General features: G+C 59.3%; 19 protein-coding genes. 12 read left to right on the forward strand and 7 right to left on the reverse strand.

Features of this window, described 5'->3' with window-relative positions:
- Nucleotides 1–34: 34 nt before the first annotated feature.
- On the forward strand, nucleotides 35–1,447 hold the full coding sequence (locus tag V8J84_RS09850; protein ID WP_339930552.1) for a tetratricopeptide repeat protein: 1,413 nt from the start codon (nucleotides 35–37) through the stop codon (nucleotides 1,445–1,447).
- On the opposite strand, the gene hpt is transcribed toward V8J84_RS09850, so the two are convergent.
- On the reverse strand, nucleotides 1,444–1,986 hold the full coding sequence (gene hpt / locus V8J84_RS09855; RefSeq protein ID WP_339930554.1) for a hypoxanthine phosphoribosyltransferase: 543 nt from the start codon (nucleotides 1,984–1,986) through the stop codon (nucleotides 1,444–1,446). The two genes, V8J84_RS09850 and hpt, sit on opposite strands and share 4 nt — an antisense overlap.
- Before the next feature lie 84 nt (nucleotides 1,987–2,070).
- Between hpt and V8J84_RS09860 the strand changes: the two genes are divergently transcribed.
- Nucleotides 2,071–2,514, forward strand: coding sequence for a type II toxin-antitoxin system RatA family toxin (locus V8J84_RS09860; RefSeq protein WP_339930722.1), 444 nt, complete (start codon nucleotides 2,071–2,073; stop codon nucleotides 2,512–2,514).
- Nucleotides 2,507–3,763 carry an MmgE/PrpD family protein gene (locus V8J84_RS09865; protein WP_339930556.1) on the forward strand — a complete coding sequence of 419 codons (1,257 nt, stop codon included), beginning with the start codon at nucleotides 2,507–2,509 and terminating at the stop codon, nucleotides 3,761–3,763. The genes V8J84_RS09860 and V8J84_RS09865 overlap by 8 nt, the downstream gene beginning before the upstream one ends.
- Before the next feature lie 53 nt (nucleotides 3,764–3,816).
- Here the strand turns inward: V8J84_RS09865 and V8J84_RS09870 are convergent, their stop codons facing one another.
- The 4 genes from V8J84_RS09870 to V8J84_RS09885 form a co-directional block, all read right to left on the reverse strand.
- Nucleotides 3,817–4,995 (reverse strand): ammonium transporter, encoded by a 1,179-nt coding sequence (locus V8J84_RS09870; protein ID WP_339930558.1) that lies wholly within the window; start codon nucleotides 4,993–4,995, stop codon nucleotides 3,817–3,819.
- A 146-nt stretch (nucleotides 4,996–5,141) separates the two neighbouring features.
- A complete protein-coding gene (locus tag V8J84_RS09875; protein ID WP_339930560.1) occupies nucleotides 5,142–5,633 on the reverse strand; it encodes a CinA family protein in 492 nt (163 codons plus the stop codon).
- Nucleotides 5,634–6,128, reverse strand: a complete 495-nt coding sequence (locus tag V8J84_RS09880) for a phosphatidylglycerophosphatase A family protein (protein WP_339930562.1) — start codon at nucleotides 6,126–6,128, stop codon at nucleotides 5,634–5,636.
- Entirely contained in the window at nucleotides 6,125–7,255 is a 1,131-nt protein-coding gene (locus V8J84_RS09885) for a bifunctional 2-C-methyl-D-erythritol 4-phosphate cytidylyltransferase/2-C-methyl-D-erythritol 2,4-cyclodiphosphate synthase (RefSeq protein ID WP_339930564.1), read from the reverse strand. Before V8J84_RS09885 ends, V8J84_RS09880 begins: the two co-directional genes overlap by 4 nt.
- A gap of 223 nt (nucleotides 7,256–7,478) precedes the next feature.
- Here V8J84_RS09885 and dusB point away from each other — a divergent pair, with 223 nt between their 5' ends.
- The 9 genes from dusB to hflX all read left to right on the forward strand — a co-directional run bounded on the left by dusB (nucleotide 7,479) and on the right by hflX (nucleotide 19,262).
- A complete protein-coding gene (gene dusB, locus V8J84_RS09890) occupies nucleotides 7,479–8,441 on the forward strand; it encodes a tRNA dihydrouridine synthase DusB (protein WP_339930566.1) in 963 nt (320 codons plus the stop codon).
- Nucleotides 8,438–9,517, forward strand: a complete 1,080-nt coding sequence (locus V8J84_RS09895; protein ID WP_339930568.1) for a two-component system sensor histidine kinase NtrB — start codon at nucleotides 8,438–8,440, stop codon at nucleotides 9,515–9,517. Before dusB ends, V8J84_RS09895 begins: the two co-directional genes overlap by 4 nt.
- Complete coding sequence (locus tag V8J84_RS09900) at nucleotides 9,517–10,887, forward strand: response regulator (RefSeq protein ID WP_339930723.1); 1,371 nt, start codon at nucleotides 9,517–9,519, stop codon at nucleotides 10,885–10,887. Before V8J84_RS09895 ends, V8J84_RS09900 begins: the two co-directional genes overlap by 1 nt.
- A 188-nt stretch (nucleotides 10,888–11,075) precedes the next feature.
- Nucleotides 11,076–13,250, forward strand: coding sequence for a sensor histidine kinase NtrY-like (locus V8J84_RS09905; RefSeq protein ID WP_339930570.1), 2,175 nt, complete (start codon nucleotides 11,076–11,078; stop codon nucleotides 13,248–13,250).
- A 22-nt stretch (nucleotides 13,251–13,272) separates the two neighbouring features.
- Nucleotides 13,273–14,673, forward strand: coding sequence for a nitrogen assimilation response regulator NtrX (ntrX, locus tag V8J84_RS09910; protein WP_339930572.1), 1,401 nt, complete (start codon nucleotides 13,273–13,275; stop codon nucleotides 14,671–14,673).
- 54 nt (nucleotides 14,674–14,727) lie between these two features.
- On the forward strand, nucleotides 14,728–16,104 hold the full coding sequence (gene trkA, locus V8J84_RS09915; RefSeq protein ID WP_339930574.1) for a Trk system potassium transporter TrkA: 1,377 nt from the start codon (nucleotides 14,728–14,730) through the stop codon (nucleotides 16,102–16,104).
- Complete coding sequence (locus V8J84_RS09920; RefSeq protein WP_339930576.1) at nucleotides 16,104–17,633, forward strand: TrkH family potassium uptake protein; 1,530 nt, start codon at nucleotides 16,104–16,106, stop codon at nucleotides 17,631–17,633. Before trkA ends, V8J84_RS09920 begins: the two co-directional genes overlap by 1 nt.
- Before the next feature lie 118 nt (nucleotides 17,634–17,751).
- Nucleotides 17,752–17,985 (forward strand): RNA chaperone Hfq, encoded by a 234-nt coding sequence (gene hfq / locus V8J84_RS09925; protein WP_056031573.1) that lies wholly within the window; start codon nucleotides 17,752–17,754, stop codon nucleotides 17,983–17,985.
- Between the two features lie 38 nt (nucleotides 17,986–18,023).
- Entirely contained in the window at nucleotides 18,024–19,262 is a 1,239-nt protein-coding gene (gene hflX / locus V8J84_RS09930) for a GTPase HflX (protein ID WP_339930578.1), read from the forward strand.
- Here the strand turns inward: hflX and V8J84_RS09935 are convergent.
- Both V8J84_RS09935 and V8J84_RS09940 read right to left on the reverse strand, forming a co-directional pair.
- Entirely contained in the window at nucleotides 19,259–20,029 is a 771-nt protein-coding gene (locus tag V8J84_RS09935; protein WP_339930580.1) for a GGDEF domain-containing protein, read from the reverse strand. The two genes, hflX and V8J84_RS09935, sit on opposite strands and share 4 nt — an antisense overlap.
- 45 nt (nucleotides 20,030–20,074) lie before the next feature.
- Entirely contained in the window at nucleotides 20,075–22,546 is a 2,472-nt protein-coding gene (locus V8J84_RS09940; RefSeq protein ID WP_339930582.1) for a penicillin acylase family protein, read from the reverse strand.
- Nucleotides 22,547–22,560 lie beyond the last annotated feature (14 nt).

The raw sequence follows: 22,560 nt of genomic DNA on the forward strand, positions 1-22,560 counted from the left end.
TATTCAACGATCAGTTTAAGTGTCAGGTATTCAAATGAGAACATCCTTTTCCGTCGCAGCGCTTTGTGCCGCGCTTTTGCTTCCTTCTGATGTCATCAGTCAGGCGCGAGATGTGCCGACAGATGGTCCGTTCGTGGCGGCCTACGATGCCGCCCAACCCGCGCGAGAGGCCTATTTCTCGGGCGACTATGCGCAGGTCGTGGCCTTGGCCACACCACTGGCGGATACTGGAAATGCGGTGGCGCAAAACCTGTTGGCGACCCTGTTCACGGACGCGGCCTATGCCGGATTTGACTTCGACAAGGGGATGCAGCTTTATCAGGCAGCTGCCGATCAAGGCTATGCCAAAGCGTTCCATAATATCGGGCTGACGCACCTGAACGATTTGCCGGGGTATCCCGCGGATGATGTCGCAGCGGCTGCAGCGTTCCGTGCCGGCGCTGACCTTGGATATTTGTCTTCCTATGCGCAACTGATCAATCTGAGGCTGTTTGGGGGCGACGCGGTTCAGGATGCCGCCGACGGGCAGGCTTTGATTGCGCAGGCATTGGCGCTTGATCCTACCAACCCCGAGATCCTGTTTCAGGCGGGCGAGGCGGCGTATACTGGCACCGGAGAGCCTGAGGATAATGCGAAAGCACTGGCGTTTTATCGGCAGGCCGCCGATCAGGACCATCCAGAAGCCAACTATGCCGCTGGCTACATGCTGACCTATGGCTTGGGCACCGACATGGATGACACGGCCGCCGATGCCTATTTTTCCCGCGCGGCGGAATTGGGCCATGTGGCCGCGCACGGATACCTCGCGCAGTCATTGGTCTTTGGATACGGCGGACCGGCAGACCCTGTACGCGGGCTAGAAGTTGCGGAAAATGGTGCGGCTTTGGGGGATGGCCTGTCGTTTGAAGTGCTTGGCGACATCTACGAATACGGCGAAGCGGGCGAGACGGATTTTGACAAGGCGCGCGGCTATTTCCAGCAGGCCATCGATGCGGGCCACCCTGACGGCTATATCCGGCTTGGTGATCTGGCATCCTTTGGTAAGGGCGAGGCGGAGGATTTGGCGAAGGCCTATGATCTTTACAGCCAAGGACTTGCGGCAGGGGCCACCTATGACGGCGCATTGCTGGTGGGTGGTGCAAAGCTTTATGGCCGTGGCACATCGCAAGACCTGCAAGCAGGCCGCGCGTTACTGTTGGATGCTTGGGCGCAGGGCAACACGCGTGCTTTGGCCGATCTTGTTACGGCCCATGGTGACCCGGACTATGCCGTTGGCGATGATGATGATCTGCGCGCCTACGCGTTCTGTATTCTTGCGCGGGAGTTTCAGGATATCGACAGCGATCCGGATTTCTTCTTTACCGCCGTGCCCGTGTGCAACCGCCTCGATACCAGCCTGAGCGACGAGAAAAAATCGGCAGCACGAGCCTTGTCAAATTTGCTCTAGTCTTCGGTGAACCGCACTTTGCCGATATAGGGCAGATTGCGGTTCCGTTGCGCGAAGTCGATGCCGTAGCCCACAACAAATTCGTCGGGAATTTCAAAGCCGATATAGTCGGGTTTGTAGTCCACCTCGCGGCGGGCGGGCTTGTCGAGCAGGGCAATGGATTTCAGGCGCGCGGGATTCTTTGATTTGAGGAAATCCGCCACATGGGCCAGCGTGTGGCCTGTGTCGATGATGTCTTCGACGATCAGCACATCACGGTTTTCGATCGTGCCGCGCAGGTCTTTGAAAATCCGCACTTCACGGCTGCTTTCCATCGCATCGCCATAGCTGGATGCCTCAAGAAAATCAACTTCGACCGGCAGTTCCAGTTCGCGCACCAGATCGGCGATAAAGACAAATGATCCGCGAAGCAGGCCCACGACGACAAGCTTGTCGGTGCCTGCGAAATCAACCTCGATCTTGGTGGCAAGGTCTTCGATTTTTGCGGCGATGGATTTGGCGCTGATCATCTGGTCGATGACATAGGGTTTATGCGGCATGTGGTCCCCAGAGTGTTCATGCGGGTTGCAAATTCGCGCCTAACCTACGACATCATGTCAGGAAGTCACGACCGAAAGACCAAGATGCCCGCCCATTCCGAAACAAAGCGCCTGCCGTATACCGCCCAACAGATGTATGACCTAGTGGCCGACGTGAGCAGCTATCCCAAGTTTTTGCCGTGGACCGCTGCTGCCCGTATCCGCAGCACCGAGGATCAGGGCGATCACACGGTGATGCTGGCTGATCTGGTGGTGTCGTTCAAAGTGTTCCGCGAAAAGTTTGGTAGCCGCGTTGTGTTATGGCCTGACGATATGAAGATCGACACCGCCTATATCGACGGTCCATTCAAACATCTGGAAAGCACCTGGCGGTTTCGCGATGTGGACGGCGGGTGCGAGGTGGCGTTTGCCGTCGATTTCGAGTTCAAGAACCGCTTATTGCAAGGGGCCGCTGGTCTGTTTTTTAACGAAGCGATGACCCGCATTGTGCGATCCTTTGAAAAGCGCGCGGCAGAGCTTTATGGCTGATCCCGCACAGCGTCTTGCAGAATTTGCAGCTGGTCCAGTTGCGGGCGATGCGGCGCTGGCGATCACTGATCTGAGCATATGCGACTGGGCCGCCTGTGGCATTGCAGGCGCGCGCCACGGCGAATTTGCGGCTTGGGTCGCGTCCATGAGGCAGGGCGGCGATGCGCCTGTTTTCGGCGGCGGGGCGTTTGATCCGGCACAGGCTGCTTTGATCAACGGCACGCTGTCTCACGCACTGGACTACGACGACACACACTTTGCCCATATCGGTCACCCATCCGTTGCCGTGCTCCCCGCAGTCTTCGCCTTAGCGGGGCGTCACCCGTGGCAAGCCTTGCGCGATGCCGCCTTGGTCGGCATTGAGGGGTCCGTTCGTGCGGGTGTCTGGCTCGGCCGCGATCATTATCAGATCGGGTATCACCAGACGGCAACCGCCGGTGCCTTTGGTGCCACGCTTGCGGCAGGACGCCTACTGGGCTTGTCCGAAATCCAGATGGTGAATGCGTTAGGCCTTTGCGCCACGATGGCATCGGGTCTGAAGGTGCAGTTTGGCACCATGGGCAAACCGCTGAATGCGGGACTTGCCGCGCGCACAGGGATTGAGGCCGTACTCTGGGCGCAGGCGGGGATGACCTCATCGCCCAGCGCCATGACCGCATTTGCGGCAACACACCACGGCGCGGCGGATATGACTGCGCTGGATGGCTTGGGTCAGGATTGGCAGATCACGTCAATCAGCCACAAGTTTCACGCGTGCTGCCACGGCCTGCACGCCATGTTGGAAGCCTTGGCCACTTGCGAGCTATCCGAGGAGGTCGCGCGTATTGACGTGGTCACCCACCCGCGCTGGCTGACGGTTTGTAATGTCGCGTCGCCCGATACCGGACTGGCGTGCAAATTCAGCTATCGCCACACCGCTGCTATGGCGGTGCTGGGGATTGATACGGGCGACATTGATCAGTTCTCAGATGCTGCCGCTCAAAATGTAAATTTGATCGCCCAGCGCGAAAAGGTCCATGTCGTGGCTGATGATACCCTGAGCGAGATGCAGACCCGCATGATCGTCACCGGCCCAAAAGGTCGGCAGGAAAAGCACTACGATCTGGCCGCACCCGTCGCGATTGATGATCTTGCCAGAAAGCTACGGCGCAAGTCCGACACCCTGATCGGCGATGCGGCGTCTGATAAGCTTTGGACCGCGATGCGGGCGCAGGATGTGCAGGGCTTTGAGGCTGCTATTCAAGGCTGACACGCAAAAGGCGGACCGTGATGGCCCGCCTCTGCTTTGGATATTCGAAAGTCTTAGCTGGTGATGTCGTAGGCACGCTCGCCATGCACCGCCAGATCAAGGCCGTTCACTTCGGTTTCGTGATCGACGCGCAACGATGTCAGCGCCTTGCAGATCATAATCAGAACGACTGTCACGACAGTTGTATAAAGACCGACCACAACAAGCGACCCAAGCTGCGATGCCCATGATCCAATGCCGAAGGCCGCGATCATGATCGTGCCAAAGATACCGCCCACACCGTGAACCGCAAACACATCCAGCGTATCGTCAACGCCCACCTTGTTGCGGATGAAGTTCACGCCTTCCTGACACAGGATACCTGCGACACCACCGATGATCAGCGCCTGAATGGGCGTGATGAAACCGGAGGCAGGTGTGACGGAGGCCAGACCTGCGATCGTGCCTGTCACGATACCAACAAGAGACGCGCGACCAAACTTGATCTTCTCCCACAGCGCCCACGTCAGGGATGCAGCAGCAGCCGACAGGTGTGTGACGGTCAGGGCCATTGCAGCACCTGCGTCAGCGGCCAGCTGCGAACCACCGTTAAAGCCGAACCAACCGACCCACAGCATCGCAGCACCGATCATCACCATGCCGGGATTATGCGGCGGCTTTGTCTTTTCACGGCGTGGGCCAAGGAAAAGCACGAGGATCAGTGCGGCCAGACCAGCGGTTTCGTGCACAACGATGCCACCTGCAAAGTCCATGACAGGCTCCGCGAACAACGTGCCGTCAGCCAGCAAACCGCCGCCCCAGACCCAGTGCACAACAGGCGCGTAGCACAGCAGCATCCACAGGCTGGAGAAAAGCAACACAAACCCGAACCCGATACGTTCGACGTAAGCGCCGACGATCAGGGCAGGGGTAATGATGGCAAAAGTCATCTGGAAAGCGAAGAACAGGATTTCGGGCAGGGTGCCCGACAGGCTGTCGATGGTGACCCCTTGCAGGAACATCTTGTCCAGACCGCCCCACAGCGGGCTTTCCGCGCCGCCAAATGCGATGGAATAGCCAAAAGCAAACCAAAGGATGCTCATCAAGCAGGCAATGGCATAACAATGCATGAAAACGCTAAGCACATTGCGCGAACGCACAAGGCCGCCGTAAAAAAGTGCGAGGCCCGGCAATGTCATGAACAGCACCAATGCTGTTGCAACGATCATCCAGGCGGTGTCCGCTCCGTTCATAGTCCCCTCCAGTGGTCTTTTTGACTGTCTCGGGGGGATGGACCGGAAAACGGCTGCTTACAGAAGTGGCAATCTGCATTTTGACTGCTGAAAACTGCGCCAGTTTCCGTATTGCACGTCAAATGGGCTGTCGCAGATGGCGATGCCTAATTTTTAGCCGACAGTGAATCGACCTGTGCCAGCATCATCGACAAGGCGTGCGCGACTGTTGCCCTGCGCACCTCGTGCCGTCCGATGGCGCCGAACTGCATGGTTTCAGTGTGATGCCCTTTGGCGGTAGCGATGCCAAAGCAGACCATACCTTCGGGCTTGGCCGCCGTGCCGCCCGGTCCCGCAACCCCTGTCACGGAGATAGCGACCGTGGCTTGTGATCGATTGAGCGCGCCCATCGCCATCTGGGCTGCGACCTGCGGCGATACTGCGCCATGATCCGCGATTGCGTTTGCATCAACGCCCAGCATATCGACCTTCGCGGCATTGCTGTAGGTCACAAACCCGCGGTCAAACACCGCAGAACTGCCCGCGATGTCTGTCAAAGCACCTGCAATCAGCCCGCCAGTGCAGCTTTCTGCCGTTGCGATCATCACGCCTTTGGCCTTGCAGGCGGTCAACACATCTTGGGCAAGCTGCGCGGTCATCTAGATCACCCGCATCAGACCGTGAGCCACAGCAGCCAGAGCGACCACGCCAATCGCGGCAAAGACCCCGGCGATGATATCGTCGAGCATAACGCCCAAAGCATCATCCCTGCGATCCGCCCAGCCCACGAGCGACGGCTTTGTAATGTCAAACAGCCGGAACAGCGCAAAGGCCCCGATCCAGCCGGGATAAAGAGCCAGCAAATCGGCCTGCATCATCGCGGCCCCATAAACCACGGGCAGCAGCGCGACCCACTGGCCTGCGACCTCATCAATCACAATCTCTGACGGGTCATGATTGGCCTTGCCGTGCGTTTCGGTTTTCGTGGCCCAATATCCTATGGCGAACACAAGGATCGTTGCCAGCAAAAGTCCGGCGAACCCCGTGAGCGTGGCGATAAGCCAGGCTGCGGGCAAGGCGGCGAGCGACCCCCATGTGCCCGGCGCGGGGCGCAGGTGACCCACGTAAAAGAAGGTGGCGATCAGGTGGCTCATGTCTTCACCAGCGTCGCGGTGGCAATCGCCGCGATTCCCTCACCACGACCCGTAAAGCCCAGCTTTTCGGACGTCGTGGCCTTCACACTGATCCGGTCGGTCTCCATCTGCATGATATCTGCCATTTTTGCTTTCATATCAGCGGCGTGCGGGCCGATCTTCGGGTGCTCACAGATCAATGTGCAATCGGCGTTACTGATGCTAAATCCCAACTCCCGCGCCAATGCGCAGGCGTGTTCCAGAAAGATATGGCTGGCGGCACCTTTCCACTGCGGGTCGCTTGGCGGAAAGTGTTGCCCGATATCTCCGCGCCCAAGCGCGCCATAAATGGCATCGGTCACGGCATGCATGCCCACATCGGCGTCAGAATGTCCCTGAAGGCTGCGGTCGTGCGGCACTTTGACTCCGCAAAGCCAGACGTGGTCGCCCGGTCCGAAACGATGCACGTCATATCCGTTGCCAAGTCTGATATCCATATTGCGCCCCTGCATATGGCGTTCCGCGCGGGCGAAATCGGCCGGAGTTGTAATTTTCAGATTGTCGTCGTCACCGTCCACAATGGCAACCGCAATCCCTGCCGCGCGGGCGACAGCCACATCATCGGCGACTGGACCATCGTGCGCCGCGTGCGCGTCGACAATCGCCTTGTAGTGAAAGCCTTGCGGTGTCTGGGCGCGATACAGGCCATCGCGCTCCTTTGTGCCGGTGACTTGCCCGTCCGCACCTGTCCACAGCGCGTCTGTGACGGCCAGGGCGGGTGCTGCGGCTACCGATGTTTTGAGCGCCTCGCAAACGGCAGCAATCGTTGCAGTGCTGACAAGTGGTCTTGCGGCGTCGTGGATCAGTACGTGATCCGGCGCAATGTCGGCAAGTGCAGCCAGACCGGCCCTGACCGACGCATCGCGTGTCGCACCGCCCTGCACAACGATATGACCTGACGCAGAAAAGCCGACGGCCCGATCATGGTCCTGAGCGCTGACGACAATAACAACCGGCCCAAGATCGGTGAAAGCCGCGATGGTATGATCGATCACCCGTTGGCCGGCTATCATCTGCCACTGTTTTGGAACATCACCGCCCGCGCGTTCGCCTTTTCCAGCGGCAACAATGATCGTGGCAATGCTCATCTGCGGGTCCCGTCGGCTGTCTGGAATTGGTGTAAGCCTTTGTCCTGTCGCACGCAATTCTCTTCCCTTTGCCAGTTGCTGCCTAAAATTTAGGCGCATGCAGTTTTCCGCCCAAAAATTGACCGTGAAAGGTTTGTGACTCTTCCGGCGATCGGCTATGGCTTCGCATGTTCTACTTTTCCAGAAAGTCTGCTTTTCGTTGCTGTACCCGTTTCCCGATCTGATGACCAAGGCGCCTCCTGTGGTGCTGGCCCCTTTGGCTGGCATCACTGACCTGCCGTTCCGGCAGCTTGTCGCGTCTTTTGGCGCGGGCTGGGTGGTGAGCGAGATGGTGGCAAGTCAGGAAATGGTGCAGGCCAAACCGGGCGTGCGCGAAAGGGCAGAGCTTGGCTATGATCAGGCCGCGACAGCTGTGCAGATCGCAGGTCGCGATGCCTACTGGATGGCCGAGGCCGCGCGCATGGTCGCGGACAACGGCGCGGCAGTTATCGACATCAACATGGGCTGTCCCGCAAAGAAGGTGACAAACGGCTATTCGGGGTCCGCACTGCTGCGTGATCCCGACCACGCGCTGACGTTGATCGAGGCGGTGGTGAATGCGGTTGATATCCCTGTGACCTTGAAAACGCGGCTGGGGTGGGATGATGCCTTCCTGAATGCCGCTGACGTGGCCGCCCGCGCCGAGGCCGCCGGTATCCAGCTGGTTACAATCCACGGGCGCACGCGCTGCCAGTTTTACAAAGGGGCAGCTGATTGGGCGGCCATCGCTGCGATCAAGGACGCCGTATCAATTCCCGTCATCGCCAACGGTGATATCGTCGATCTGGCGTCGGCACGCAAAGCACTGGACTTGTCCGGCGGCGATGGCGTGATGATCGGACGTGGTGCGCAGGGCCGACCATGGCTGCTTGCGCAGATCGCGGCCAGAATGGCCGGTCAGCCCGCGCCAGATGCGCCGCAGGGGCGTGACCTGATCCGTTTGGTGTCTGACCATTACGAAGCGATGTTGGATTTTTACGGCCCTGATCTGGGTCGCCGTGTCGCGCGCAAACATCTTGGGTGGTACATGGATGAATGCGCCACAGACCCCGCATTGCGCCGCCGCATCCTGACCTCGAAAGACCCGCAAGAGGTGCACCGGATGCTACCCGATGCTTTGATCACAGCGCCGCAGGTGGCCGCATGATCTTTGATGCAGCCCTTTGGTCATCGCTACCGGTTCCGGCTATATTGCTTGATCCTGACGACACAATCGCGCGGATCAATCCCGCGGCAGAAAGCTTCCTGAATATCTCGGCCAAGGGCCTGACGGGGGCAAGTGTCTGGGACAAGGTGATGATTGACGCACCATTGGAAGGGGCGTTTGCGCGCGCGCGCAAGAACAAATCATCGCTCTTTGTGAATGACGTGGATGTCGGATCGGGCATGCGCGCCCCGATGCAATGCAACATCCAGATTGCACCGCTACAGGGGGCAGACGGGCACATGCTTGTGATGATCAGCCCGCGCGAGATTGCCAGCCGGATGGTGCAAAACCAAAATTCGGGCAAAGCTGCCAAATCGGCGATTGGCATGGCCGAAATGCTGGCTCACGAGATCAAGAACCCGCTGGCTGGCATCACGGGTGCTGCACAACTGCTGTCGATGAACCTCACGCCAGAAGATCTGGAAATGACCGACCTGATCGTCGCGGAAAGCCGCAGGATCGTGAAACTGCTTGAACAGGTTGAACAGTTCGGCAACCTGCGCCCGCCTGCGCTGCGCCCTGTGAACATTCACGATGTGCTTGATCGTGCGCGGCAGTCGGCCTCTGTCGGTTTCGCGGCGCATATGCTGCTAATCGAGGACTACGACCCGTCACTGCCGCCAGCATATGTGGATAATGATCAGCTCTTGCAGGTAATCCTGAACCTTTTGAAAAACGCGGCCGAGGTGGGCGGCGACGGCGGTTCAATCCGGCTGCGCAGCTTTTACGACACGTCCTTGCGGATCACCAAATCCGACGGATCGCAGGCACGGCTGCCGCTCCAGATCGAGATCGTGGACGACGGCCCCGGTTTGCCAGCTGAAATTGCAAATGATATCTTTGAACCCTTTGTTTCGGGGCGCGAGAACGGGACCGGTCTTGGTCTGGCGCTTGTTTCAAAACTGATCGGCGACATGGGCGGGTGGATTTCGGTCGATTCCACCCCCGGCCACACGGTGTTCCGCGTGTCCCTGCCGCTGGTGCCCGAAGACGCTAAGACAACAGGAGAGACATGATGGACGGCACGGTTCTGGTCGCTGATGATGATCGCACGATCCGCACGGTTCTGACACAGGCGCTGACGCGGGCAGGGTGCAAAGTGCACGCTACGTCATCTTTGGTGACGCTGATGCGTTGGGTGGAAGAGGGCAAGGGCGACCTTGTGATCTCGGACGTGATGATGCCTGACGGGAACGGGCTGGATCAATTGCCGCAGATCACAGCAGCGCGGCCCGGTCTGCCGGTGATCATCATTTCGGCCCAAAACACTATCATGACGGCCATTCAGGCAACCGAGGCCGAGGCTTACGATTACCTGCCCAAGCCGTTTGATCTGCCCGATCTGATGAAACGCGCCGCAAAAGCGCTTGAGGTAAAACGACGCGTGATGCCCGCAGGTGCGGCCACGGCGCCGGCAGACGCAGGATCGGACCTGCCGCTGGTCGGGCGCACGCCTGCGATGCAGGGGCTTTATCGTCTTGTCGCGCAGGTTATGAACACGACCATGCCGGTGTTGATCACTGGAGAAAGCGGTACGGGCAAATCGCTGATTGCGCGCGCGATCCACGATTTTTCGGACCGCCGGAACCTGCCATTCGTGGTGGCCTCTGTCGCCGATCTGCAAGGAATGGACGGACCGGGCACGGTGCTCTCACGGGCCAAGGGCGGAACGCTCTTGTTCGATGAAGTTGGTGATCTGGATCAAGGCACGCAAGGGCGGATTGTGCGGATGCTGGACGCACTCAGCGATACGGCACCACGGATTATGGCGACAGCGCGGACCGATCTGACCGCGTTGCTGGATGACGGCACGTTTCGCGAAGACCTGTTCTATAGGTTGGGCGGTGTAACCATTGCCGTGCCGCCATTGCGATCGCGGGTGGATGACATTCCTCTCTTGGCCACGCACTTCCTGAACCGCGCAGCCCGCGACGGCGCACCTGCACGCAGCCTGTCGGATGGCGCACTTGATCTGGTGCGGGCCTATAGCTGGCCGGGTAACGTGCGCCAGTTGGAAAACGCTGTCAGGCGTCTGGTATTTACCGGATCGCAAGAGGACATTGGCCGCGCCGAGGTGGAAACCGTGCTGGGCGAACAGCCCGCGATGGAACCGCTCAGGGCGGGGGGCGATGGTGACAAACTGTCAGCTTCGGTCGCACGGCATCTGCGGCGTTACTTTGACCTGCACGGCGGGGTTCTGCCGCCTCCGGGGCTTTATAACCGAATTTTGCGCGAAATTGAGTCGCCGCTAATCGAAATTGCGCTGGATGCTACGGGTGGAAATCAGGCGAAATGTGCTGATTTACTTGGAATAAACCGCAATACCCTGCGCAAGAAGATCACCGATCTCGATATAAGCGTGACACGCCGCCGCAAATTGATGTAAAACCGCAACATAACCGTGGCCCCGGAGTCGCATCTGCAAAGACGCGCCCCGGCAGGACCACATAAAACGGCGGTATCGCGGGGGGCACCCCGCCTGAAAACAGGGCAATGCGCGTGCAGCGTTCCCTCTTGGGCATCAATTTCAAGCGTTTCAGCCGTTGGCGGCGCCAAAGGCATGTGCAAAACGCAATGACCCTTGGTCTGGTGACGCTTGGGCCGGTCTTGGCCGTGCTCACGTTCCTGACACTGGGGCCGCTTGATCAGTCGTCATCGTCAAATGCGCTGCGGCTGATCCTGCTGCTTGATCTGATCTATATTCTGGCCGTGGCTGCCGCCGTGTTCTACCGCGTCGCCCGCATGATCGCGGCGCGCCGTGCGAAATCAGCGGGATCACGTCTGCACCTGCGCCTGACGGGTGTGTTCGCGCTTCTGGCGCTCATCCCCACGGTCTTGGTGGCAATCTTTGCGATGCTGTCGATCAATCTAGGGCTTGAAGGCTGGTTTTCCGAACGTGTGCGCAACGTGGTGTCCACGTCCTTGTCCACGGCGCAGGCGTACGAGGAAGAGCACCGTCAGGAACTGGCCCGCGACGGGCGCGCGCTTGCGGCGTATCTGAACACAGAACGCTTGCGCACGTTCTTTATGGACCCCGGCGAAATTCGCGAGGCGTTGGGGGCAGTGCAAAATCAGGTCGAACGCGGCCTGATCGAAGCATTTGTTATTGATAGCGCCGGCGAGATTATCGCCCGTGGCGCGCGATCCTACGAATTCGCTTACGAGCCACCAGAGCCGGGCCAATTTGATGAAGCTCGCGAATACGGCATCGTCGTGATCGAGGACGCGGCGAACGACGAATTTCGTGCGCTGATCCCGCTTGAGGCTTTTGTCGATCATTTCCTTTATGTCAGCCGCGAGGTGGACGGGCAGGTGCTGTCGCTGCTGGACGAAACGAAAGAGACCTACGCGCTATATGACCAACTCGAAAGCGAGCGGGGACGCACGCTGTTCCAGTTCGGTTTGCTCTATTTGGGGTTTGCCGTGATCCTGATCCTTGCGGCGATCTGGCTGGGGCTGTGGTTTGCCGAGCGTCTGTCGCGGCCTGTCGGGCGCTTGGTCAGCGCGTCACAGCGCGTGGGTGCGGGCGATCTGGATGTGCGCGTGATCGAGGATGACGGCGATGACGAAATTGCCCAGCTTGGCCATTACTTCAATCAGATGACGACCCAGCTGAAGGGTCAGCGCGACGAGCTGATCGCGACGAACCGCCGGACGGAACGCCGCGGGCGTCTGTTTGACAGCGTGCTGACCAACGTCACGTCCGGCGTTGTTGGCCTGAACGCGGACGGGCGTGTGACCTTTGTGAACCGCTCAGCCGAACGGCTGTTGTCAGTGGATCAGGATCAGACGCTGAGTGTCCTGGCCGTTGCCGTGCCGGAGTTTGACCCATTGTTCCAGCGGATGCAGGCCGAAGACCGCGAGGTGATGCAGGAACAGGTGAACCTGATCCGCGACGGCAAACAGGAAAGTCTGCTGGTGCGCATGTCTACGCGCCGCAATGCGGAAGGGGCGCTGGAAGGCTATGTTGTGGCCTTTGACGATGTGACCGATCTGGTCAGCGCCCAGCGTATGGCCGCATGGGGTGACGTGGCCCGCAGGATCGCCCACGAGATCAAGAACCCGCTCACGCCGATCCAGCTGTCGGCGGAACGGATCAAGCGCAAGTTTAGTTCGCAGGTCGGTGAGGATAGCGACAAGCTGGATCAGATGACAGATGTAATTGTCCGTCAAACTAATGACTTGCGGCGCATTGTTGACGAGTTTTCGAAGTTTGCACGCATGCCAGAGCCGGAGTTGCGCGAAAATGATCTGGTGACGCTGGTCCGTGATGCCGTGACCTTGCAGGAGGCGGGACAGCCCGATGTGATAATCACCGCCGATCTGCCAAACGCCAAACTGCTGGCAGACGTGGACAGTACGATGATTTCGCAGGCGCTTACAAATCTGATCAAGAACGCGGGCGAAGCCACTGAAAGTCTTGCCGAAAATGGCACAGTCCCCGATCTGAAGCCGCAGATATCAGTGACGATGGAGGCCGTTCAAGAACAGGCCACCATCCGCATCAGCGACAACGGGATCGGCCTGCCTGAAGACCGCGCGCGGCTGTTTGAACCCTACGTGACGACCCGCGATAAAGGCACCGGCCTTGGCCTGCCTATCGTGAAGAAAATTATCGAAGAACATGGCGGCACTTTGACCCTGACCGATGCAGAGGTCTTTGACGGGAACACCCACGCGGGTGCCTGTGCCATCATCACACTGCCTTTGCTGCCTGCCGCAGCTGAGGCCAATAAAATACCGGCGTAGGCGCGCCGAACAGGAGGACCTTATGGGCGATATTCTAATCACGGACGACGAACGCGATATCCGCGAACTGATCTCGGATATTCTCAAAGACGAAGGCTACACCACGCGGCTGGCTGGCACGTCGGATGCTTGCATGGCCGAGATCGAGAAAGAGCCGCCCGCGCTGATGATCCTCGATATCTGGCTTAAAGACAGCAACATGGACGGCATCGATATTCTCAAGGCGGTCAAGCGTGACCATCCGGGTATTCCGGTGGTGATCATCTCGGGCCACGGCAACATCGAAATTGCAGTCGCAGCGATCAAACAGGGCGCTTACGACTTTATCGAAAAACCGTTTAATATCGACCAGCTATTGGTCGTGATCCGCCGTGCGATGGAAACGTCACGCCTGCGTCGCGAAAATGTGGAACTCAAGCGCGGCGAAAGCGCCAGCGCTGATATGCTGGGCGAAAGTGCCGTTTTCCGTGCAATGAAGTCGCAGCTTGATAAGGTCACGAAATCCAACGGGCGTGTCATGCTGACCGGTCCTGCGGGTTCCGGCAAAGAGATCGCGGCGCGCTATATCCATGCCAATTCAAACCGCGCACAAGCGCCATTCGTCACGGTGAACTCCGCCTCGATTGAGCCGGACCGCATGGAAGAGGTGCTGTTTGGCCGTGAAAGCGATGGCAAGGGGGTCGAAAAGGGCCTGCTGGAGCAAGCCAATGGCGGTGTCATCTACTTTGACGAGGTGGCCGAAATGCCGCTTGGCACGCAGTCAAAAATCCTGCGCGTGCTGGTTGATCAGAAATTCCAGCGGGTTGGCGGGGCCGATCAGGTGCAGGTTGATCTGCGGGTCATTTCATCCACCAACCGTGATCTGGCCGCCGACATTGATGCAGGCACGTTCCGCCAAGAGCTTTACCACCGCCTGAACGTGGTGCCGATCCCTGTTCCAAGTCTTGAGGAACGCCGCGAGGATATCCCGCTTCTGGCCGAGCATTTCATCGGCGTGTTCAACAAGGTGCAGGGGCTGCCGCTACGCGCACTGGCCGAGGACGCGCGCGCCTTGCTGCAAACCATGCTGTGGCCTGGTAACGTGCGACAGTTGAAGAACGTGGTCGAACGCGTGCTGATCCTGGGCGAGGGCAATAGCGACATTTCTGCCAAAGAACTGCCATCTGCCGAAGAAACACCCGCCGACGAGGGGCGTATCGTGCTGTCTGGCGGTTTGGCCACCTTGCCCCTGCGCGAGGCCCGCGAATTGTTTGAACGCGAATACCTGCTGACGCAGATCAACCGCTTTGGCGGGAACATTAGCCGCACTGCATCGTTTGTCGGGATGGAACGCTCTGCGTTGCACCGCAAGCTTAAGTCGCTTGGTGTGGCCACAACCAGCAAGGCTGGCGGGCGCGTGGCCTATGTTGAGGGCGAGGCGTGATTGACGCATGACACTGGCTCTGGCATCGGTGGCCGGTAAACGAAGGATCGCGCGATGAAAGTGATTATCTGCGGGGCAGGGCAAGTGGGCTGGCAGATCGCCAAGCATTTGTCGGGCGAGCGCAACGACGTAACAGTCGTGGACAGCAACCCCGTGCTTGTGCGGCGGGCGACAGATACGCTTGATGTGCAGGGCATTTCGGGCTTTGCCAGCTATCCCGATATTCTGGATCGTGCCGGTGCGCGTGACGCCGATATGATCATCGCGGCGACCCATTCCGACGAGGTGAATATGGTCACCTGTCAGGTGGCGCACTCGGTTTTTGATATCCGCCGCAAGATCGCGCGTCTGCGCGCGCAAAGCTATCTGGATGCGATCTATTCAGATCTTTATCGCCGCGACCACCTGCCGATTGACGTGGTCATCAGCCCCGAAAAGGAAGTGGCCGAGGCCGCCTTGCAACGCCTTGCGGCCCCCGCGACGTTTGATACCGAAAGCTTTATGCAAGGCCGTGCGCAGCTTTTGGGCATCGTGATCGAGGAAGACTGCCCCGTTATTAACACGCCGTTGCGGCAACTGACCGACCTTTTCTCGACCCTGCGGGCTTTGGTCGTGGGTGTGCGGCGCGAGGAATCGCTGTTTGTCCCTTCACCGAACGATCAGCTTTTCCCCGGCGATGACGTCTATCTTTTCACCGACACCGAGGACATGACCCGCACGTTGGAAATCTTCGGCAAGGTCCAGTCCAAGCAAGAGCGCGTGGTGATCATCGGCGGCGGTAACGTTGGTCTGGGTGTGGCCAAGGCACTGGAAGCGCGCACCGACCGCGTGCGCGTCAAGGTCATCGAGAAAAACCGCGAGATCGCCGAAAACGCGGCCGATGCACTGGACCGCACCATCGTGCTGCATGGCGACGGCTTGGATACCGGACTGCTGGAAGAAGCGCAGATCGCGACGGCGGATGCTGTTCTGGCCGTCACAGATGACGACAAAACCAACTTGCTGGCCTCTGTGCGGGCCAAGGGGCTTGGCTGTCCGATGGCGATCACGCTGATCAATGATCCGACGCTGGTGCCGCTGATGGGTCCACTTGATATTGACGCTTATATCAACCCGCGCTCCACCACCGTGTCGTCTATCCTGCGCCATATCCGGCACGGGCGCGTGCGCAGCGTCTATTCCATTGGCGATGCAGAGGCAGAGGTGATCGAGGCGCAGGTGCTTGGCACATCACCCATTTCGGGCCAGAAGATCAAGGACGTGGCCTTCCCTGAAGGCACCCTCATCGGAGCCGTGATGAAGGGCACCAAGATGATCAAGCCTACCGGAAATACCCGCATCGACGAAGGCGATGTCATCACCATCTTTGCGCTGGCCGAAGACGTGCCCGAGGTGGAACGCCTGTTGCAGGTCTCGATCGACTTTTTCTGATGCTGGCGCGGATCACAGCCCTGCCGCTATTCGTCATCCTCATGGGGATGGGTGCGCTGGCGATGTTCCTGCCTGCGTTGCACGCATGGTTCATGAGCGATTTCAACACCATGCGCGTGTTCTTTTACGGGATGATCCTGTTTGGCACGCTGACACTGTTGGTGGCCTTGGCCACAGCCGGTTATGAACCAGAAAGCGTGGCGCGCAGCCAGTTGGTGGCGCTGCTCGCGGCGTTTAGCGTCCTGCCGCTGATGTTCGCCGTTCCGTTCTACGTCGCCGTGGGCAACACGACCTTGCTCAACGCGTGGTTTGAGATGGTATCGAGCTTTACCACCACTGGTGCCAGCGTTTACGATACGGCGGGGCGTTTGACCCCGTCCCAGCATGTCTGGCGCGCGCTTGTCGGGTGGCTGGGCGGTTTACTGGTCTGGGTCACGGCGATTTCGATCTTTGCGCCGATGAACCTTGGCGGCTTTGAGGTGCGGGCACTGTCCACCGCCGGGGCGGGTGCGGAAAACCGGACGCAAACCGTGCAGATCGCACGCATCCCTGACCCGTCCGAGCGGTTGGCGCGTTACGCGGTCTATCTCACTCCGATTTACATCGCGCTGACATTTGTGCTGTGGCTGGGCCTCACCATGCTGGGCGAGGTGCCTTATGTGGCCCTGTGCCATGCCATGTCGATCCTGTCGACGTCGGGGATCACACCGATCGGCGGCTACTACTACGCGGCATCGGGGTTCTGGGGCGAGCTGCTGGTCATCGGCTTTTTCGCCTTTGCGCTGTCGCGTCTGACATTCAGTCAGGGCCTGATTGCCGAAGATACTGCCGCGCTGCGCCGCGATCCGGAGTTCCGAATTGCCCTTGTCTTAATACTTGGCGCGACGGCCCTGCTGTTTCTGCGCCACTTCGTCTGGGGCATTGAGGAGGGGGACGACATCACCCTGCTTGATCGTTTTGCCGCGTTTTGGGGTGCGCTGTTCACGGTGACATCGTTCCTGACCACCACGGGGTTCGAATCCGCCTATTGGCAGACCACCGTGGACTGGTCGGGTCTTGAGGCTGCGGGTATCCTGCTGGTCGGGGCAGCACTTATCGGCGGCGGGGTGGCGACAACGGCTGGAGGCGTGAAGCTTCTGCGGGTCTATGCGCTTGCCCGCCATAGCGAGCGCGAGTTGGACCGCCTTGTGCATCCATCCTCGGTGGGTGGCGGTGGCCGCGATGCCAGACGGATCAGGCGCAAGGGCGCTTATATCTCTTGGATTTTCTTCATGTTGTTCGCCATTTCCATTGCGGGCGTCATGTTGCTGCTGTCGCTGACTGGCGTGCAGTTTGAAACATCCATGATCCTCGCTGTATCAGCCCTGTCCACGACCGGCCCATTGGCCAATGTCGCAGCGGAAACGCCTGTATCGTATTCCGGCATCCCCGATCTGGCGAAGGGCATACTTGCCGCGGCGATGGTATTGGGTCGCTTGGAAACGCTGGCGATCATCGCGTTGTTCAACCCCGAAATCTGGCGCAAATAGCGCAGTTTGGCCCCACCTGATTTTGGGGGTGGAAAGTCCAAATATCCCGCGACATACTGCGCCCCAGTAATGACCGGTCGCGGTGCGACCCCAAAGAAGAAAAAGAAGGGTTAGTGCCATGGCCTCTGACAAAGCAAACCTGCAAGACGCGTTCCTGAACCACGTGCGCAAGGTCAAAGTGCCTGTGACGATCTTTTTGGTGAATGGTGTGAAATTGCAAGGTGTTATCACGTGGTTTGACAGCTTCTGCGTTCTGCTGCGCCGCGATGGCCAATCCCAGCTGGTCTACAAAAGCGCGATCTCAACCATCATGCCCGCGCAGCCGATCAGCCTTTATGAAGGTGAAGAGTAGCTTTGCTCGAACACGATAAGCCCGTCACACGGGCTTGGGTGATCCACCCAGATGTGAAAACCAACCCCAAACGCCGCGATGCTGATCCGGCGCTGGAAGAGGCTGTGTCGCTTGCGGCGGCCTTGCCTGATCTTGAGGTTATCGGGGCCGAAGTTGTGCGCCTGCCCAAGATGCATGCGGGCAAATTGCTGGGCAAAGGCAAGATCGCCGAACTCAAGGATCGTTTGCACGACAATGAGGTTGAACTGGTCTTGATGGACGGCGCACTGACGCCTGTGCAGCAGCGCAATCTGGAAAAGGAATGGAATGTCAAAATTCTGGACCGGACCGGATTGATCCTTGAAATTTTTAGCGATCGCGCGCGCACCGCCGAGGGCGTGTTGCAGGTCGAGATGGCGCATCTGTCCTACCAGCGCACGCGCCTTGTCCGGGCCTGGACCCACCTTGAACGCCAGCGCGGCGGGTTGGGGTTTGTGGGTGGTCCGGGTGAAACCCAGATCGAAGCGGACCGCCGTGCGATTGATATGCAGCTGAAGGCGCTGCGGGGTCAGTTGGACAAGGTTGTCAAAACGCGCACGCTGCATCGTGCGGGACGTGCGAAGGTGCCGTTCCCGATTGTGGCGCTTGTGGGCTATACCAACGCCGGCAAGTCGACCCTTTTCAATCGCATGACGGGGGCAGAGGTCTTTGCCAAAGACATGCTTTTTGCCACGCTTGATCCCACGATGCGCAAGATCGAATTGCCGTCGGGCGACGAAGTGATCATGTCGGATACTGTGGGCTTTATCAGTGACTTGCCGACCGAACTTGTCGCGGCATTCCGTGCGACCTTGGAAGAGGTGCTGGATGCTGATTTGATCGTGCATGTCCGCGACATCAGCCATCAGGAAACCGAAGAACAGGCGCAGGATGTGATTGATATCCTCACCTCGCTTGGCGTTGCCGACACCGCACCGATGATCGAGGTCTGGAACAAGATTGATTTGCTGAACGACGAAGACCGCGCCAGCGTGCTGGCCAAGGCGGAACGGCGCGATGATCTTTATGCAATCTCGGCCGTTACGGGCGACGGGATTGATGAACTGTTGTCGGCGCTTTCGGGTAAGCTGAAAGACCCGCGCACCGCAGGATCAATTACGCTGGGCTTTGCGGACGGGCGCAAGCGCGCTTGGGCCTACGACGAGGGGATCGTCACGCACGAAGAACAAACCGATGAGGGCTATATCCTTGAGGTGTTCTGGACCCAGCTTCAGCAGGATCGGTTCAAACAGCTTTAGGCGACCTTTGGCAGTGTTGGCGGCCTTTTGGACCAGACGACAAATTGCGCGCGGCCATTTTCCTTTGCCATATAAAGGGCCTCATCCGCGCGTTGCAGTAAATCCTCGACCCTTAAATCCTGCTCTGCCGCAGCGATGCCTGCGGACAGCGTCACTGTCACATCAGGGGTGACGAGGTGCGAGGAAATGGCGATGGGTGAGATTAACGCGGCAGCGACAGGCTTTACCGCATCCGCCCGTGGTGCTGGCAGATAAACGCAAAATTCCTCTCCTCCAAGCCGGCCAAGCGCGTCGTCTGGGGTGGTAATCTCGTTCAGACGTGCGGAGATAGCTTGCAGGCAAATATCGCCAACGGCATGGCCGTAGGTGTCGTTAATCCGTTTGAAATGATCCGCATCAAGCAAGATAAGCGTGCCCAGATCACCGGCGTTGCGGGCAAGCCGGACGCGATTCAGAAAGTCGCGCCTGTTCGGCAGACCCGTCAGCAGATCGGTACTGGCAAGAATGGCGAGCTTTTTCTGGAGCCGGTCAAGATAGCTGACCACCACAAAGACGATCATCAAAAACGGCGCAGAAATGAAGAACACAAGGACAAGCGCCTGCGGGATCGGTGTCTGCTGATCGGGTGCCTTGATCACCCGTTCCACCAGCAGACTGGCCAGAAATATCGCCAGAAAGAAGATCGCAGGCTTGTAAAACCGTTGCGGCACCGTGCGCAGGGCGAATATCGTGACAAGCACTTTGAAAAGGCGGTGGTCGAAGGTCATGCCACGCGGCGTAGCAGGCAGGGGTTAACGACTGATTACCAACCGTCAGGGATCGGCAGTGGGCGGTGCCAGAACGGTGATGCCCACAGCGGCCGCACGCGCCAGCGCCGGATCAAGCGACATGGGGATGTATTCACCACGGCGCCACAACTCTCCCAGATTGTCATAATAGCGTGACAGCGGGTGTCCGGACTGGCCAGTGGCGGTGATAAAGACCGAACTGTCGGGATCGGCAAAATCATAGACCCCGCGATAGCCCGCGGCATGCACGTTCTGAAATGGAAACGGGTCAAGCCCCGACGTGCGCCCGCGTTGCAGGGTATTATCACCGCCGCTGGTCGATTGGCGGATGTTCACAAACCAGTTCAGCACCGGTGCCGTGCCAAGGACAGGATGGTCATGCGTGGCCTGGTGGGCATCGCCCCAGCGGACCGCCTCAATCGCGCTGCCGTGGTTTTCAGCCACCCACAGCAGGGCATCATCCAGCGCCTGACGGGAAATGTCGGTGCATGTCTCGGTCGGGGCCGATTGCAGCACGTCACACCATGCGCCAGCGCCGTTGATATTGCGGAACACCCGATTGATGAACACAGGGTTGGGATGGGTAAATTCGCCTGTCAGCGGCCCAAGTTCGTCGCGGACCAACCGCTCCTGCAATTCGCGCAGCCATGCCGCATAGATCAGCGGCTCCGGCAGGTGTTCGTTCATCTCGCCGTTCCACGCGGCCAGAAGCTCAAGCGCTTTCTGGCGTTGGCGTTCTGGCGTGCCTTCGGTGGCGGCATCGCCGGTGAACCAAAGATCGGCACCGATCAGCGGCAAAAGCGCGCGCGCGGTATAGCTCACCGTGTCCAGCTGCGCCTCGATAAAGCTTTCGCGGGTATGGACCTGTCGCGACTGCATCAGACGCTGCCAGCGGTTGATCCGCTGTGTGTCGCCCCAGCGGAACGACATATGCTGCGGGAAAGCGCGATCAATGATCTTGTTGTTGGTATTGCCAAGGATACCGCCCGCCGGATCGACAAACTCAGGGTTGGTGTCATAGGGCAGGCGGCCCGCCCATTGATTTTGCGCGATATAGCCAAAGCTGGGCAGACGTCCTTGGCTTTGGTGGGCCGGATCACGGGCTGGCATGTGGCCAATGGTTTTCATCGCGATCCGGTTCCGGTCGCTCAGGATCAGGTTTTGCGACGGCGCAACATAGGTTTCGGCGGCAGCGATAGCGCTGGTGACGGTCCGCGCGCGCATGATGCCAAGTGCTGCGGACAGTGACGTGTCACGATCAGACAGTGCCGTCCAGCCAAGGCTGGTCACGTGACCGGGCGGGGTGATGGTGCCAAGGCTGTACTGGTTCGGTGGCAGCACCGGACCATTTTTCGTCCATTGCAGTTGCAAGGTGACCGCTCGCCCGTCCTTGACGTTAATGATGCTTTCGCGCGTCTCGAACGGGGCCCAGCCGTCTGTTGTCCGGTATTGCGATGGGTCGTCGGGGTTCACCTCTTCAATGAACAGGTCCTGATCGTCGAGGTAGCTGGACGTGATGCCCCAGCCAAGATTGGCGCTGCGCCCTGACAGGATGACCGGAATACCCGGGATGGTGCCCCCGATGACACCGCCAGAGTCCAGTTCAAGCCGCGCCAGATACCAGACGGTGGGCGCGGTCAGGCCCAAATGCGGGTCATTGGCCAGCAAAGTTGCGCCAGCGGCTGCACGCGCAGGATTTGCAGCCCATGCGTTTGACGCGCCAGCCAGCTGGATCGGCTTGACCGGTGACAGCGGATCGCGCGGTATTGCCATGTTTGCCGCGTAACGTGGCACGCCGGGCACAAGCTGCGCGTATTCAGGTAAAGCGGCAATGCCATTGCCCGGTGCGTCAGGCAGAATGTCTCGCAAACGCTCCTGATCGATCATCAGGGACGTGCGCGCGCGCAGCACTTCGCCGCTTAGATGCGATGACAGTTGCAGCGCCATCACCTTCATCACGGCAAGGCTGTCGGCAGGCTGCCACGGGGCGACGGGGTGATTGAACAGCCACATTTCGGGCGCGCCACGTCCCAGCGCACCTTTGTTCACTTCGGCCAGCCACGCATTTACACCTGCGGCATAGGCATCAAGTGCGGCGCGGCCCTGTTGATCCTGCGCCGCGACCGAGCGCACGGAAAGCCCGTAAAGATCAAGCCTGCGGATCAGGCTGTCGATCTGCACGGTGCGTTCGCCAAACAGCTCTGACAGGCGGCCCTGTGCGGTCCGCCGCAGCATTGTCATCTGCCACAGCCGGTCTTGCGCGTGGGCATATCCAAGGGCGAAAAACACATCGCTGTCGGTTTCGCCAAAGATATGCGGGACATTGGCGTTGTCGCGCACAATTTCCACCGGCGCGGTCAGGCCCGCGACCTCAGCCTGCATGTCATAATCGGGAAGAGAGCGGGACGCGAAATAATAGGCCAGCGCGAACGCCGCCAATCCCAGAAATATCAGCGCCGTCGCAAGGCGGAACAGCCACCGGAACAATATCGCCATTACAAAGACCCACC

It is taken from the genome of Yoonia sp. 208BN28-4 (assembly GCF_037543925.1).
GTDB lineage: Bacteria > Pseudomonadota > Alphaproteobacteria > Rhodobacterales > Rhodobacteraceae > Yoonia.